The 14275-nt window shown below is 62.3% G+C and carries 10 protein-coding genes; 5 read left to right on the top strand and 5 right to left on the bottom strand.

Annotated features, from left to right (window positions below; genetic code table 11):
• Positions 1-134 precede the first annotated feature (134 nt).
• The 3 genes from QGV55_RS16195 to QGV55_RS16185 form a co-directional block, all read right to left on the bottom strand.
• Positions 135-1118, bottom strand: a complete 984-nt coding sequence (locus QGV55_RS16195; protein WP_281019610.1) for a DUF5681 domain-containing protein — start codon at positions 1116-1118, stop codon at positions 135-137.
• A complete protein-coding gene (locus tag QGV55_RS16190; RefSeq protein ID WP_281019611.1) occupies positions 1115-2596 on the bottom strand; it encodes a DNA methyltransferase in 1482 nt (493 codons plus the stop codon). Before QGV55_RS16190 ends, QGV55_RS16195 begins: the two co-directional genes overlap by 4 nt.
• 2122 nt (positions 2597-4718) lie before the next feature.
• Positions 4719-5021, bottom strand: coding sequence for a toxin-activating lysine-acyltransferase (locus QGV55_RS16185; protein ID WP_281019612.1), 303 nt, complete (start codon positions 5019-5021; stop codon positions 4719-4721).
• A gap of 544 nt (positions 5022-5565) precedes the next feature.
• Here QGV55_RS16185 and QGV55_RS16180 point away from each other — a divergent pair.
• Both QGV55_RS16180 and QGV55_RS16175 read left to right on the top strand, forming a co-directional pair.
• Entirely contained in the window at positions 5566-6024 is a 459-nt protein-coding gene (locus QGV55_RS16180) for an NUDIX hydrolase (protein ID WP_281019613.1), read from the top strand.
• Between the two features lie 78 nt (positions 6025-6102).
• On the top strand, positions 6103-7587 hold the full coding sequence (locus tag QGV55_RS16175) for an inorganic phosphate transporter (protein ID WP_281019614.1): 1485 nt from the start codon (positions 6103-6105) through the stop codon (positions 7585-7587).
• A 29-nt stretch (positions 7588-7616) separates the two neighbouring features.
• Here QGV55_RS16175 and QGV55_RS16170 read toward each other — a convergent pair whose 3' ends face one another.
• Complete coding sequence (locus QGV55_RS16170; protein WP_281019615.1) at positions 7617-8423, bottom strand: transglutaminase family protein; 807 nt, start codon at positions 8421-8423, stop codon at positions 7617-7619.
• Between the two features lie 397 nt (positions 8424-8820).
• On the opposite strand from QGV55_RS16170, the gene QGV55_RS16165 reads away from it, so the two are divergent.
• The gene (locus tag QGV55_RS16165; RefSeq protein WP_281019616.1) at positions 8821-10038 is read left to right on the top strand and encodes a PLP-dependent aminotransferase family protein; all 1218 of its coding nucleotides are present in this window, start codon (positions 8821-8823) and stop codon (positions 10036-10038) included.
• Positions 10039-10059: 21 nt separating this feature from the next.
• On the opposite strand, the gene QGV55_RS16160 is transcribed toward QGV55_RS16165, so the two are convergent.
• Positions 10060-11097, bottom strand: coding sequence for a hypothetical protein (locus tag QGV55_RS16160; protein ID WP_281019617.1), 1038 nt, complete (start codon positions 11095-11097; stop codon positions 10060-10062).
• 278 nt (positions 11098-11375) lie between these two features.
• Between QGV55_RS16160 and QGV55_RS16155 the strand changes: the two genes are divergently transcribed.
• Both QGV55_RS16155 and QGV55_RS16150 read left to right on the top strand, forming a co-directional pair.
• Positions 11376-11828 (top strand): (2Fe-2S)-binding protein, encoded by a 453-nt coding sequence (locus QGV55_RS16155; RefSeq protein ID WP_281019618.1) that lies wholly within the window; start codon positions 11376-11378, stop codon positions 11826-11828.
• Between the two features lie 3 nt (positions 11829-11831).
• On the top strand, positions 11832-14147 hold the full coding sequence (locus tag QGV55_RS16150) for a molybdopterin cofactor-binding domain-containing protein (RefSeq protein ID WP_281019619.1): 2316 nt from the start codon (positions 11832-11834) through the stop codon (positions 14145-14147).
• Positions 14148-14275: the final 128 nt, after the last annotated feature.

Here is a 14275-nt window from a genome sequence, read left to right as displayed (position 1 = left end):
TTGTCTCTTCTCGTGGATAAATGCCAACTACAACACCGGGAATGGCTTGGTCGCCCACGGAAGTCCAGCCGGGTTCGGATCTCTCGGCATTTCGGCCTGTCAATCTACCCGACCTTCCTCCAGACCGGGTGCCGTCAGCCCTCTTTCTCCTTTGGCCAGAGTTGTTCACCAAGCCGTTGCGAAGTCCGATCGACCAGGGCCCGTTGGGCTTCACTCAGCGTTGATGGCGGACGTTCGCGTTCGAGCCGCGCCATCTCCCTTTCGATCCGTGCCTTCAACTTTTTGCGGTCCTCGGCCATGAAGCCCATGAACACCGAGACTTCCTCGACCTCGCTCCACTGGAAGCGGCGGGGTAGGAGGTGGTCCATGAGTTGGGCAAACACCATCGCCGTGAGGACATTGCTCTTGTCTCCTGCTTCGGTTCTCGGGCGTTGTTTCTCGCTGAGCGCGGCCTGCATCATGCAGAGATCGCGCAGATCGGCCGTGTACGCGCAGTCGCGGAGATCCTCGCGGGTCTCGGGTCCATGGATCTCCGCCTCCCCGGTTCGGTAGTTGAGCACGATATCTTCCGGATGCGGCAGCAGGTCAGGCGGTGGCAGGCCCCGCTTCTGATGTTCGGCTATCTTCGCCTCGCCCTCGGCCTTCAGCTTCTCCAGACGCAAGAACCGTTTCAGGCGCAACTCAAGATACTGCTCCTCCTTCCGGTCCATGAGCTCGATGACAAAGCGCTGAGACAGGCGGTTGCCCTTGAGCGCGGACATGATCGATGAGCGAACCACCGCCTGTGTGGCCGGAAGCTGGACCTCCTGGCCGTTCTCCCGGAACGTCAGCAGACGATAGGCTTCCTGTTCGAGGAAGGTGTCGGCAGGGGCATCCGCCAGATGAATGGGTTCCGGCTTGGGCTTCTTCGGTCGTCCTCGTGGATTGCCGGACTTGCCCTTTTTGAACCGTGTTGACCGTGGTGGCTTGCGGAAGCCGACTTCGTAGCCGTCGCTGCTCATGCCGCGCTGGTCATGCCCGTTTTCGGTGCGGTCATCTTCCCCTAACGGCGCATCGCGCTTCTGCGAACGACGATTGCGCACCGGGTGCCCCTGCTTGTGGTCCCGGTTACCGCTCATCTGCGTGTCTCCGTCTCGATATTGACTGCCAGTGTGACCGCTTCGTCGGCTTCGTCCGGTGGGAGCGTGTCGCCATCAGGGTTGGGGTCTGCCGTACCCGTCTCCGCCAGGCGATATTCCTCCACGTCCTCGAAACGCTCACCCGTCGCCTCCAGGGTGGCGTGCTTGCCGGTAAGGCGTTCCCAACGCCGCACGATGGTGTCGCAATAGGCCGGATCGAACTCCAGCAGCCGTGCCTTCCGACCAACCTGCTCTGGGGCGATCAGGGTCGTGCCCGAACCGCCAAAGCCGTCGAGCACGATATCGCCCCGCTTCGAACAGTCCCTGATCGCATCGGCCACCAGGGCGACCGGCTTGACCGTCGGGTGCATGGCCAGATCCGTGTCACGGCTGGCACCAAAGCTGTTGATGCCGGCATAGTCCCAGACATTGGTCCGGTAGCGACCCGTCTCGCCGAGACCGAAGCTGTTCACATGCGGACCCGTCCCCACCTTGAAGACGAAGACCAACTCATGCTTGGAGCGATAGAAGCTCCCCATGCCACCATTGGTCTTGTTCCAGACGCAGAGGTTCTTCAGTTCCGAGAAGACCGTGCGGCCCGCCGCGAGCAACTCCCCCATGTGCCGCCAGTCCATGCAGACGAAGGCGATGGCGCCGTCGCGACAGCGATCCGCCGCCGCTCCCAGCGTCCCGGTCAGGAAGGCGGTGAAGGCGTCCTCCGACATCTCGCCCGAGGCGAAGGCAAACTCCCGGTGGCGTACCTTGCCGAGCCCGGAGACATGACCATCGATTGCTACATTGTAGGGCGGGTCGGTGAAGACGAGATCGACCTGCTCCTGTTCCAGCAGCAGATCGTAGTCGGCAGATGAGCGGGCATCACCGCAGAGCAGGCGATGGCGCCCGCAGCGCCAGAGATCGCCCGGTCGGCTGATCGCTGTCTGCGGCAGTGGCGGGATATCGTCCTCCGGTGCCGCCGGTCCCGGTGTCTCCCGTTCGCTCGCCGCATCGAGGGTAAAATCGATCTCCGCCAGCGAGAAGCCGGTCAGTTCCACGTCGAAGTCGAGATCGATCAGTCCCTGCAGTTCGATCGCCAGCAGGTCCTGGTCCCAGCCCGCATTCAGGGCGAGCTTGTTGTCGGCCAGGATGTAGGCCCTGCGTTCGGCTTCGCTCATGTGCGAAAGACGCACCGTCGGCACCTCCGTCATGCCGAGCGACCGTGCCGCCAGCACGCGGCCATGACCTGCGATGATGGTGTCATCATCGGCAATCAGCACCGGGTTGGTGAAGCCGAAGCGATCGATGCTGTCGGCGATCTGGCGGATCTGCCGTCGTGAGTGGGTTCGGGCATTGCCCTCATAGGGGCGCAGCGCATCAATGCGGCGCTCGGTGATCGTGGATACGACCCGTTCCGGGCTTCTGCTCCGGGTTCGGTCGGTCTGCTTCGCACCGCCTGCGCGGCGCTGGGTTCTGGAACTCATTCTCGGGTTCTCCGACATGGCGTTGGCTTGTACGGGGACACGAATGATCACGTTCTGTTCTCATCGCGCCCTTCATCCACGCATTCGCGATCCTTGCGGGAATGTCAAAGCGTTCTGCTGCAAAACCTGTGGAAGAACCCGTCTCGCATGCCTCGATTTCAGAACGCTCGAAGCCGCGAGCGTTTTAATGGCCCAAAACAGGCGTTCAAATGGCGTTTTAGAGCGTTCAAGCGTTTCAGGAGCGTTCAGAAACCCTCCACCGATTCTTTGGGCGGTGGGGATGATCGGGGTCGAAATCGGGGCCAATATCGCCAACGAGATGCAGGCATCAGGTGCGGAACCGGCGAATCATCGCGCGAATCAGTCTCTCGAGACCATGCAGACGGGGCAGAAGTGACCGACCGGGTGCCGTATCCGCACCAGATCGCGTTGCATGGTGGTGGATGCCGCATTTGACCGAGAGACATTCAACATCCCTCGCGGCAGAGCGAGCATCCGACGCTTCCGCCGATTGCAGCAAGGGCACATGGAGCATCACGGATGGTCGAGTGCCCGCAGGGATTCTGGCGGGAGGCTCGCAGCACAGAACCGCCGTACGACGGTTGCGGTAGACCTTGCGTACCGCTCCTGCAGGCCGTCCCGGGTCTGTCCCACAATGCGGCCATTCCGTCCCGCGTCATTTGATTTCCATCCCAGCTTGGCGCCACCCTGTCCCACCATCGTCCCGGTAAGGTGCGAACCTGTCCCGGTTTACCCTCGTGTCATCCCACTATCGTCCCACTAACGCGCAACCCCGTCCCGCTTCAGGCGCGTCCCATCCCGCATCCCGAAGTGCCTCGGCGTATGTCCGACCATGGCTGGTGGCTGTCCATTCCGGTGCACAGCGTCTGTTGTCCCCATGCGAGGTGCGCCGGAACCCGGCCTGCCGAGTGCGCAGTTGCAAGGTCCGTGGAAGCCGGTGTTGCTGCGGGCCAGGCGTGCATGGCGTTGTCAGGAACAGCGACCCGAGGCGCCCTTGGAGCCGCAGACTGACGCCTGTTCCGTGGGGGTTCGCTGCTCTTCGAAGCGGGGTTCCCTGCAAGCCTATCCAGATTCCCTGCTCGCGGATTCCAGCACCCTGTTCCGGCATCTGAATTCCCTGTTATTGGTCACAGGGAATTCGGGCGGAAAGAGGCTGTTTCTCAGGGGGTTACGGCAGCGGAAAGCGCTTCTCCACGGCCGAAAATGCCGAAAATTCCCTGTTCTTCCCTGTAAACAGGCAAACGGCACCCAGAGACGGGTTCGCAACTGACTACACGGACCGCCATTAAATCAATGATTTTATTTTCATAAATGAGGTCCGGCATTCGCCTAGATTGCCATTTCATTTTGCATTGGACTTCCATTTTATGGCCGGAAGTGCCCGACGTGGCGCATGATGTTTCCATGCACGCCGAATCCAGCAGACATTTTCAGAAAACAATTGTTGGTCTGCAGCGTTAGATAGGAGATAAGACCCGGAAAATAGGTGTCTTATGCGTGAAAATTTCGCAAATAAGTAAGAAGTATTTTAGGTTAAACGTGCGTTGAGCAGAGAATTTGTGACATAATGTGGCGAAATCCATGAAAATTTGACTAACAACGTAAATTTGAGACAGAACTAGGTGTTTCTTAAAATAATGCGGGTACGCATATAGCAAATATGGTTGAAATTAGCATGACGGGCATGTGAGGTTTGTAAATAATTAACCCAGTACGCCAAAATGTACCAGGATACATGGTCATTCTCTTGTATGCATCCCCTCTATTTCCGACAGGTGTTCCGTCAATAGAAGCGATTTTATCCAAACACCTACTATCCGCATATCCAAAAAATACAACATTGACCATAATAACAAAAAGAGTGAAGAAAATAAAAGGATAAATAGGTGGCAAAATTAATCCTATCAGCAGAATTGCAAATAGAAAATAATTCTCACGAAAAAATGTTCGAAAATAGGGGGTGGAGAAAAAATGTTCTCTGCATTCATACTTTTTTCGGCGCGTATCGAAAGAACTTGTCACCATTCCACCACTCCCACACCACTCCGCCCGGGAGCTGCCTGCAATGATTTCACTGTCCGCTCACCAAAAATCTCGTCCCTCAGTGTCGCCAGACCCTCGTCGCGGCCGCCGAAGGGAGCGACGGCGTCGATGAGCCAGAGGTTGGGGCCGCTGGCCCAGGCTTCGGCGGGCGCACGCGGCGGACGCCTGCCTTCAGGGCGGTTTCCGCATCGTCGGAGAGGTGCGCCCAGCAGGCTTCGTCGACGGACACGCCGGAGTGGACCCGGACGCGGTACTGCTTCAGCGCCATGGGTGGCAGCAGTATCCATTCCAGCTCGCTGATGAACATGTGCTTTTGGATCGGGGAGTGGACAAGCACCCAGATGGCCTTGCCGACCGCCACGCTCCGGGCGTTCGGGGCGGGAGGCTGCGCGGCGACCGGGACTGGTCCTCACTTCCATGATCTGACCCTCGACGAGGCGCTTGATCCCGTCGGCGGCTGTGGCCTGGACGAAGGCGTCCGACTGGTCGATGGCGGGACCATCACCTGCGGTGTTACCGACCCCTTTGCCTCCCGAATCCACGATACCGCCCCCTGTCGACCCTATGCGAACATGAAAGCGCTAGTTGCAGGCTGATCCAACCCCTGATCTCTGGATGAGCCCTTGGTTGTCTCTTGCCATTGAACGTGGCGCCGAGCGGGCTTCGGGTGCCTGGTGTGCATTCTGCCGGCAAAAATGGGTCCGAAGCGGTTCCATCGGAACCATGCGGTCTCATGGCTGATGTCGATGCCCCTTTCATGCCGCAGGTCTTCGATCTGGCGCAGCGACAGCGGGAACCGGATGTAGAGCAGCACTGCAGTGAGCGCTGAGCGGCAATTACTTGATTTGCTTCCCGAATCCTCAACGCATATGGTGCGCAGCCCAAGAAAATGAGCTGCAAACAAATTGAAGCAACAGGTCAAGTCATTCTGGAACGGCTTTGTGCAGCCGATGCTGCGGCGTCCGGAGTATGTTCAGTTCGCCGCACTCTGCTACGACGTGGAGGGACCGGAGAAGAAAATTCTTCTGATAACGAGTCGTGGAACGAGGCGCTGGATCCTGCCGAAAGGCTGGCCAATCGATGGATTGGACTCTCATCAGGTGGCGCTCCAGGAGGCATGGGAAGAAGCGGGTGTTCTTCGCGGAGAGGCGTGGCTCAAGCCGCTGGGCAGCTATCATTACAGGAAGGGGATGCGCAGAGGTTGGAGTGTGCCGGTAAACACGATCGTCTACCCGGTTCGGACACTCGAGCTTTCAGACCAGTATCCTGAAGTCGGGCAGCGGACGCGAAAGTGGGTTTCTCCCACTGAGGCTGCAGAACTGGTTGGCGAACCCGAGCTGAAGGAGCTTCTGGCGACGTTCTGACATCGGTTTGGTTTGTGACGCCGATTGATTGCGTCTGGTCATGACGGTAGACACCCCAAACGCGAAATGGGGTAACGCATGTACGACAGAGATTTTGAAGCGCGCCATCTCGAGACCCTCGACAGGGATCTCGGTCGGTTGACGACCCTCGAGCAGGCGACCGCTTTCGTCGGGCGCCCGCTGATCGGAAAGGGGATCGCTTTCCTCTTTCTTCTGGCAGCCGCACTGTTCGCTGCAATTGCCTTCGGTGGTGCAGACAATCCAGCCCTGATTGTTCTGGCGGCGACGTTCGGTGCCTACATGGCCCTCAATATTGGCGCCAACGATGTGGCCAATAACATGGGCCCGGCAGTCGGAGCGAATGCCGTAACACTGGGCGGTGCAATCGCGATTGCGGCCATCTGTGAAACTGCAGGCGCGTTGATCGCCGGTGGAGACGTTGTCTCGACCATTGCGAAGGGCATCATTGCTCCGGAAAGTCTCGGATCGGTCGATGTGTTCATCTGGGCGATGATGGCGGCACTTCTGTCTTCGGCATTGTGGGTGAACCTCGCGACCTGGGTCGGCGCGCCGGTTTCGACGACGCATTCCGTTGTTGGCGGCGTGATGGGGGCAGGTATTGCCGCCGCAGGTTTCGCAGCTGTCAGCTGGGACCAGATGGGCATGATTGCCGCAAGCTGGGTCATCTCGCCGTTGGTCGGAGGCGGGATCGCGGCTGGTTTCCTGTGGTTCATCAAGGAACGGATCATATACCGCGAAGACAAGATCGCAGCGGCCCGGACATGGGTCCCCGTGCTGGTAGGTGTCATGGCCGGCGCGTTCGCCGCCTATCTCGCGATGAAGGGACTGAAGAACCTGATCAAGATCGACCTGGCCACGGCCCTGGCGATTGGCGCAGCCATCGGGGTATTGACCTGGTGGGCCATGATTCCGGTGATCCGGAGGCAATCCCAGGGTCTGGAGAACCGCAACAAGTCGCTCAAGGTCCTGTTCGGCATCCCACTGATCGTTTCAGCCGCACTGCTCAGCTTTGCCCACGGCGCAAACGACGTCGCGAACGCGGTTGGTCCGCTTGCAGCCATCGTGCAGGCGTCACAGAGCGGTCAATTCGTTGATGCTTTCTCGATCCCGCTCTGGGTAATGCTGATCGGTGCTTTCGGAATATCCTTCGGGCTGTTCATCTTCGGTCCTCGTCTGATCCGGATCGTTGGAAACGAGATCACGAAGTTGAATCCGATGCGCGCCTATTGCGTGGCATTGTCTGCGGCGATCACGGTCATCTTTGCGAGTTGGCTCGGACTTCCGGTCAGTTCCACCCACATCGCCGTCGGCGGTGTTTTCGGGGTTGGATTCTTCCGGGAATGGTATTCACAACGGCGTTTGGCAATGGCGCCTCGAACAGTGCCCGAACCAGCCGTGATCGCACCGGAGGAACGGCGCCGGAGAAAGCTGGTCAGACGGTCTCACGTCATGACCATTGCGGCTGCCTGGGTCATCACTGTGCCGGCTGCGGCCTTGCTCTCGGCAGTCATATTCAAGGTGATTGCCGCACTGGCTGCCTGACGGGTACGACAGGCACGCGTCGGGAGGCTTCAGCCAGCCTCCTCCGTCCGGACAATGAACTCCGTCAGTGTGTTGGGGCCGAAGGTCTGGATCAGGGGGACGTCGGCGGCGTCGCGGCCCTGGGCCATGAGGATGCGGGCGATCCGGGGGGTGTTGTTGCGCGGGTCGAAGACCCACCACTGGCCGGACAGATAGACCTCCATCCAGGCCGCGAAATCGCCTGAAGGATGCGGCAGGGGCTCGCCGATGTCGCTCAGATAGCCGGTGCAGTACCGCGCCGGGATGTTCATGCAGCGGCAGAAGGCGATGGCCAGGTGGGTGAAGTCGCGGCAGACCCCGCGCCGCTCCGCCTGGGTCTGGGAGGCTGTGCGGGTGGCGCGCGCATGGGCGTAGCCGAAGGTCACGTTCCGGTGGACGTAATCGCAGATCGCCTGTACCCGCGCCCATCCGGGCCCGGTTGTCCCGAACAGCCGCCAGGCCTCCTCGGAGAGCAGGTCCGTGTCGCAATAGCGGCTGCCCAGCAGGTAGACGAGGGTTTCGAACGGCAGGTCCTGCACCGCGTGCTGCGCGGCCCAGGGGGCGACCGGGTCCAGCGCGCCGCTGTCGCGGCAGACGCCATCCGTGGACAGGACGAAGTCCCCGGCCGGGGCCAGCAGCCGCGTGCACCAGTTGCCGAAACCATCGCGATAGCTTTCCAGCGGCACGCCCGGGTTCGTCGTCAGGTGGTCCGGACGCTCCAGGTCGCCAAAGCGCGAGAAATGCACGTTGAGCAACGCGATCATCGGCGTCGGCTGCGGCAGGCTGTAGCGAAAGCGGCATCCGAGACTGACCCGCATCAGGCTGCACCGGATTCAGCGGTGGTCGCATGGACCCGTGACAGGTCATGCATCGGTGGGTCCTCCCGGACAGCGGCCTTCGTCCCCTGGGGAATGTTCATGTGGGATCCTGCAACGGAGGAAGCGCCGCTTCGCTGTTCCACGCCCCGACCGAAGGCAAACGGTCGCGATCAATGGCCGCCTCGGGGTCTGCCCCGGAAATCTGCCGCACGTCGATGCGACCGGCACCCCCACCTGTAGCACGCGCCGGCCCCTGCGGCGACTTCGATCTGCATCCGGCAGCGCGCTGAAGCCGGATGACGCCCGGACCGGTCCGGTTGGAGAGGACCTTGTGATCGGCCCGTCGCCGTGCAGGATTGTCTGTCGCTGACGCCAGCGTGATGACAGGAGGCATCTGATGACGTTCGACTTCACCCCCTTGCTGCCGGCCCATGTTCCGGACCCGGCGCCCCGCTGGACGGGGTTTCCGGAGTATAATTTCATTGGCGGGCACATCGATGATGCGACCGTGCCGGTGGATGACCTCCGGGCGGCGGTGGATCGGGCGCTGGCGCGGGAGGGGGCGGATCTGGCGACCTACGGGTTGCAGAGCGGGCCGCAGGGATACCGGCCCTGCCGGGAGTTCGTGGCGCGGAAGCTGAAGACCTACTGCGGGATCGAGACGAGCGCCGATGACATCCTGCTGACCTCCGGCTCCCTGCAGGGCATGGACCTGGTCAACCGGCTGCTGCTGCAGGAAGGCGACACGGTCATTGTCGAGGAATCGAACTATGGCGGTGCCTTCACGAAGCTGCGGGCGCTGGGGGTCAACATGGTGGCCGTGCCGCTGGACGAACATGGCATGCGCATGGACGCGCTGGCGGCGGCGCTGGACGATCTGGCGGCCCGGGGCGTCCGGCCAAAGTACATCTACGCCATCATCACGGTGCACAATCCGACCGGAACGATCCTGCCGCTGGACCGGCGGCACCGGATGCTGGAGCTGGCCAGGCAGCACGGCGTGCCGATCTTCGAGGATGAATGCTATTCCGACATCGTCTGGTCGAACGAACGCCCGCCCGCGCTGCGGGCGCTGGATGACAGCGGCATGGTCATTCACATCGGCACCTTCTCCAAGACCGTCGGCCCGGCGCTGCGGGTGGGCTACATCAATGCCGTCTGGCCGGTGCTGGGCCGTCTGGTGGCGATGAAGTCGGATGCGGGGTCAGGCGCGCTGGAGCAGATGATGCTGGCCGAATACTGCCCGGACCACTTCGACGCCCATGTGCGCAGGTGCAACGCCGTGCTGGAGGGCAAGCTGGACACGCTGATCGAGGCGCTGGACGAGCACTTCGGCACCACCATCGACTACCGCAAGCCGCCGGGCGGCATCTTCCTGTGGGTGAGACTGCCGGAAGGGGTCGGCACCGCCCGCCTCGCCGCCGTCGCGGGCGCGCAGGGCGTGGCCGTGAACCCCGGCCCGGAGTGGTCACTGGGCGCGGATGCCGACACCTGGATCCGGATCTGCTTCGCCAACCCGCCGCTGGAGACCATCCGTGCCGGTGTCGCGAAGCTGGCCACCATCTGTCACGAGGAATTCGGCGTGCCGGAGATCAGCGGCAACGTGAAACGCTGATCCCGGCGGCCCCGGCGGCCCTCACGGCTGCCGGGTGATCGTCCATGCGATGCTGTCGGCACTGACGGCGGTCTCCACCGCCATGAAGGCGCGGTGGGAATTCACCACGCCGCGCCAGAGTTCGATCCAGCAGGCCAGCAGGTCATCGCGTTCCGCCGGCGTCAGCCCGCGCACGATCCGCAGTCCGTCCTGCCTGACCGTGACGGCATCGGCAGGATCCGGTCGATCGATCCGGGTCCCATCGCCCATGCCGCCGAACAGGGCGGACAGCAGACCGGCGACCTCGCCCGGGCCGCCGTCTTCGGTTCCCAGGGCTTCCGCCATCCTGCGTCCGTTCTGCAAGCCGGTCAGCCGCGCGGCGGCTTTCGCCAGTTCCAGGGCGCGGTCACGACCGATGCTGCCGACCAGTTCGCGGATGCCGTTGCGGATATATTCGACGGCGTAGTTCCGGTTCGCCTTCGCCAGTCGCAGGTCGTTCCACTGGTCATCGGGCGGGGCGGGCTGGGCGGCGGCGTCGAAGGCCGGGGGGCGTTCGTCCGGCGCGAAGCGCAGCCGCTCCTCCGCACTCAGGTCGTGATCATGTTCCATGAAATAGCCGCAGAGACCGAACTGCCCGGTCATGTCCTCCGAGACGCAGACAAAGCCCAGCCGCGGGTTCTTCAGCGAGACGCCGTTCTGCGCATACCATCCCTTCAGGAAGCCGCGGCTTGCCTCCACCGGCACACCGCAGAGCGTCGGGCCGTCGTACATCCAGCGCGGATAGCGGAACCGGACCCAGGCCTTGCGGTCCGATTCCTCCATATATTCAACAGGCACGCCGCCCATGCTGTTCGACAGGACGTGATAGCGGGCGCAGGCAACGGCATCGGGCAGTCCCTCCAGACCCAGCTTGGCGAAACTGGAGAGGAACTTCTCCTCGTGCTGGCGCCGGAACAGGCGAAACATCCACTCGCCGATGACCTCCGGCCCCTCGCGTACGGCAACCATCAATTGCAGCCCCAGCAGGTACTGGTGGTGAATGGTCGCCTGAGCCTCGATGGCGCGCAGGTTCTCGCTCATTGTGCTGATCTGCCCCCCGGTTTCCTTGCGGCCTGCGGCAGGCCGGGGCGCAGGATAGCCCATTTCCGATGATGTTCCAGACGCCGGATCGGCAGGTCCGGTCCGTGGCCTGCGCAGGCCGTACCCGGCGCATTGTACGTCCAGAGAGTCAGAGCGTTCGTTGACGCAGGGTAAACGGGGACCTCAAAATCTTCCACAATGAGCTGGCTTCGCGCGTTCTGATTGTCGGCTCGGTTGACGGCCACCCCGGGGGAAGGCCGCAATATGGGAGGATTGAAATGGCGACAGTGCGGATTAACGGTCAGTCACGGACCATCGATGGACCGGATGACACGACCCTGTTGTGGGCCATCCGGGACATGGCGGGCCTGACGGGAACCAAGTACGGATGTGGCGCGGGGCTGTGCGGTGCCTGCACGGTTCATGTCGATGGCGAGGCGGTGCGTTCGTGCCAGTCGACCGTGGGCGACGTCGCGGGCAAGGATGTGACCACCATCGAAGGGCTGTCGCCGGATGGCAACCATCCGGTCCAGGTGGCCTGGCGGGAATACAATGTTCCGCAGTGTGGATTCTGCCAGGCGGGCCAGATCATGCAGGCCGCCGCGATCCTGAAGCAGAAGCCGGATCTCACCGACGATGAAATCCTGGAAGGCATGTCCGGGAACATCTGCCGTTGTGGCTGCTACGAGCGCATCGTCGCTGCAGTCCGTCACGTCTCAACGGGGAGCTGATCCATGTTGCATTACCTTGAACAGGCCATGTCCGATGCGCCGAAGCAGCGCGCGCCGGAACTCGAGTTCGCCAATGTCTCGCGGCGCGGCTTCCTGACGATTGCCGCCACGGGATTCGCGGTTGCCGCCTTCACCACCCAGGCCGGTGCCTTCGCCCGCTACAAGACCGGCGGCGATTTCATGCCGCACGGCATTCGCTACGATCCGAAGATCTTCGTCTCCATCGATGCGGACGGCACGGTCACGATTGTCGCCCATCGCTCCGAGATGGGCACGGGCAGCCGTACCTCCCTGCCGATGGTGCTGGCCGACGAGATGGGCGCGGACTGGAGCCGGGTAAAGATCGTCCAGGCCGAGGGTGACGAGCCCAAGTACGGCAACCAGGACACGGATGGCTCACGCTCCATGCGTCACCACATCCAGTCCATGCGCCAGATGGGCGCTTCGGTCCGTCACATGCTTGCACAGGCCGCCGCGAAGAAGTGGGGCGTCGATGCCAAGTCGGTGACCGTCGGCGTGCACGAGGTTACCTCGGGCGGTCGCAAGGCCGGCTTCGGTGATCTGGCCGCCGATGCGATGGCGCTGGACGTTCCGGCGTTCGAGGACCTGACCTTCAGGACGGAGGATCAGTTCCGCTATATCGGCAAGGGCAACATCCCCATCACGGATCTGCATGACATCACCACCGGCAAGGCCATCTATGGTGCGGACGTCAGCCTTCCGGGCATGAAGTTCGCCGCCATCGCCCGCCCGCCCGCCGTGGGCAGCAAGCCGATCCGCTACGACGCGACCGCCACCTTCAAGGTGCCGGGGGTCGAGAAGGTTCTGGGGCTGCAGATCTCCAACTTCCCGGCCAAGTTCGCGCCGCTTGGCGGTATTGCCGTCATTGCCTCCAACACCGATGCGGCGATCAAGGGCCGCGACGCGCTGGAGATCGAGTGGGCGGAGGGGCCGCACAGCGGCTACAACTCCGCGGCCTTCACCGAGGAGATGCGGGCCACGGCGAAGAAGCCCGGTGCGGTGCTGCGCGCGGAAGGCGATGCCAAGGCGGCCTTCGAAGGTGCGGCGAAGGTCTTCGCCCGCGACTACAGCCAGGCCCACATGGCCCACGCCATGATGGAGCCGCCGGTTGCCGTCGCCAATGTCGCGAACGGCAAGGCGGAGATCTGGGCCCCCGTGCAATCGCCTTTTGGCACCCGGGGCGATCTCGCCGGGGCGCTGAACATGCCGATCGAGGATGTGACGGTGAATGTCACGCTGCTCGGTGGTGGTTTCGGCCGCAAGTCCAAGTGCGACTTCGCGATCGAGGCGGCGCAACTCAGCCAGCGGATCGGTGCGCCGGTGAAGGTGCAGTGGACGCGTGAGGACGACATCCGCCACAGCTTCTACCACACGACATCCGTGGAGCGGATCGAGGTGGCGCTGGATGCGGACAACAAGGTCACCGGCTGGCGGCACAATTCCGTCGCACCGTCGATCCTGTCGACCTTCGCGCCGGACAGCGGCCACCAGTTCTTCATCGAGAGCGGGATGGGACACATCGACATGCCGTTCGACATTCCGAACATCTCGGTCGAGAACGGTGCCGCCATGGCCCATACGAGGATCGGCTGGTTCCGTTCGGTCTCCAACATTCCGCGTGCCTGGGCGGTCCAGTCCTTCGTTGCCGAACTGGCCAACGAGATCGGGCGGGACCACAAGGACCTGCTGATGGAGATGATTGGCCCCGACCGGCTGCTTGATCCGCCGAAGCAGGGCTTCCCCGAGAACTTCTGGGACTATGGTGAGGTCTATGACGAGTATCCGATCGATACGGCACGCCTGAAGAACGTGCTGGCGATTGCCGCCGACAAGGCGGGCTGGGGGCTTGATCTGCCTGCCGGGGAAGGTATCGGGCTGGCGGTGCACCGGTCGTTCGTGACCTATGTCGCGACGGCGGCTCGGGTGAAGATCGTCGACGGGAAGATCACGGTGCCGGAAATGCACATGGCGCTGGATTGCGGCTTCGCCGCCAATCCGGAGCGGATCCGGTCCCAGATGGAAGGGGCCGCCGTCATGGGCATGACGACGGCAATGCACAGCGGCATCACCTACGAGAACGGCGCTGTCACCCAGTCGAACTTCCACGACTATCCGATGGTCCGGTCGGACAACTATCCGCAGAAGGTGCATACGCATGTCGTGCCGCACGGCTTCGAGGTGCATGCGTCCGGCGTGGGTGAGCCCGGCGTGCCGCCGGTACCGCCTGCCATTGCCAATGCGGTGTTCGCCGCAACAGGCAAGCGACTGCGGGATCTGCCCTTCGGCGACACGGTCTGAAACACCCGAAATCGGGTATGGCAACCACCCCTTTGAAAGGGGTGGTTGCCGATGTTTCCATCGAATTCAATCGAGGCTCATGTCCGTTGCAATTGTCACCTGACGCAAAGTTGATCAAGCTGGACACA

Origin of the sequence: Minwuia sp. IMCC3009, assembly GCF_029909415.1 — a bacterium.
Lineage (GTDB): Bacteria > Pseudomonadota > Alphaproteobacteria > Minwuiales > Minwuiaceae > Minwuia.
This window is presented reverse-complemented; position numbering and strand designations above follow the sequence as displayed.

Excerpts from the sequence above, each read along its gene's own strand:
- QGV55_RS16195 (WP_281019610.1), bottom strand. The coding sequence starts at position 1,118 with ATGAGCGGTAACCGGGACCACAAGCAGGGGCACCCGGTGCGCAATCGT.
- QGV55_RS16190 (WP_281019611.1), bottom strand. The coding sequence starts at position 2,596 with ATGAGTTCCAGAACCCAGCGCCGCGCAGGCGGTGCGAAGCAGACCGAC.
- QGV55_RS16175 (WP_281019614.1), top strand. The coding sequence starts at position 6,103 with ATGTACGACAGAGATTTTGAAGCGCGCCATCTCGAGACCCTCGACAGG.
- QGV55_RS16170 (WP_281019615.1), bottom strand. The coding sequence starts at position 8,423 with ATGCGGGTCAGTCTCGGATGCCGCTTTCGCTACAGCCTGCCGCAGCCG.
- QGV55_RS16165 (WP_281019616.1), top strand. The coding sequence starts at position 8,821 with ATGACGTTCGACTTCACCCCCTTGCTGCCGGCCCATGTTCCGGACCCG.
- QGV55_RS16160 (WP_281019617.1), bottom strand. The coding sequence starts at position 11,097 with ATGAGCGAGAACCTGCGCGCCATCGAGGCTCAGGCGACCATTCACCAC.
- QGV55_RS16155 (WP_281019618.1), top strand. The coding sequence starts at position 11,376 with ATGGCGACAGTGCGGATTAACGGTCAGTCACGGACCATCGATGGACCG.
- QGV55_RS16150 (WP_281019619.1), top strand. The coding sequence starts at position 11,832 with ATGTTGCATTACCTTGAACAGGCCATGTCCGATGCGCCGAAGCAGCGC.